The 940-nt window shown below is 72.8% G+C and carries 1 protein-coding gene; it reads left to right on the top strand.

The window, feature by feature from the left end; all coding sequences use genetic code 11:
- On the top strand, window positions 1-925 hold a 925-nt coding region (locus tag AWB81_RS43525), incomplete at its 5' end, for an ATP-binding protein (protein ID WP_144444414.1).
- Window positions 926-940: the final 15 nt, after the last annotated feature.

The raw sequence follows: 940 nt of genomic DNA, 5'->3' as shown, positions 1-940 counted from the left end.
CTTCCGGCAGGGCGCGGGCCGCATCGCCGAAATCGCGGCACGCACCCGGCTGATCGCCGCGCGGCGGGGCGCGCGGCCGTCGTGGCCGGACGTCGCGCAGGCGATGGCCGGCAGCGCCGGCACGCTCGACGCGCACGCGCGCCGCAGCGCGGCGACGGTCACGGACGATGCGCTCGTCGCGCCGCCCTCGCTGCGCCGCGCGCTCGCCGATCTGGCCGCGCGCGCTCGCATGCGTGCGACGCTCGCCGATGGCCTCGGTCCCGCGCTGACGGCGCGTTATCGGCCCGGCGTACGCGCGCTCATGACGGGGCCGCCGGGCACGGGCAAGACGCTGGCCGCACACTGGCTGGCGACGCGTCTCGGCCTGCCGCTGTATCGCGCCGATTCCGCCGCGCTCACGAGCAAGTACTACGGCGAGACGGAGAAGAATCTGTCGGGGTTGTTCGCGGCGGCCGAGCACGCGGACGTCGTGCTGTTCTTCGACGAGGCCGACGCGCTGTTCGCCGCTCGCACCGAGATCGGCGACGCCAATGACCGCTTCGCCAACGCGCAGACCAACTATCTGCTGCAACGGATTGAGGAGTACGACGGCATCGTGCTGCTCGCGTCGAATTCGCGCGATCGTTTCGATCCCGCGTTCGTCCGCCGCCTCGACGCGATCCTCGATTTTCCGATGCCCGAAGCGCTCGCGCGCCGCGATCTGTGGATCGCGCATCTCGGCAGCGGCCACGGGCTCGCGCCGCACGAGTTCGACCGGCTCGCGGTCGCCATCGATCTGTCGGGCGGGCATATCCGCAACATCGTGCTCGCGGCGGCGGCGCGTGCGCGGGCCGAGCGGCGGCCGATCGGCTGGAGCGATGTCATGCACGGCGTCGCGCACGAGTACGGCAAGCTCGGCCGCATGCCGCCGGAGCTGCGTCCATGACGACGACCGTCGCGC

Source organism: Caballeronia arationis (assembly GCF_001544975.2).
GTDB classification, from domain to species: domain Bacteria; phylum Pseudomonadota; class Gammaproteobacteria; order Burkholderiales; family Burkholderiaceae; genus Caballeronia; species Caballeronia arationis.
This window is presented reverse-complemented; position numbering and strand designations above follow the sequence as displayed.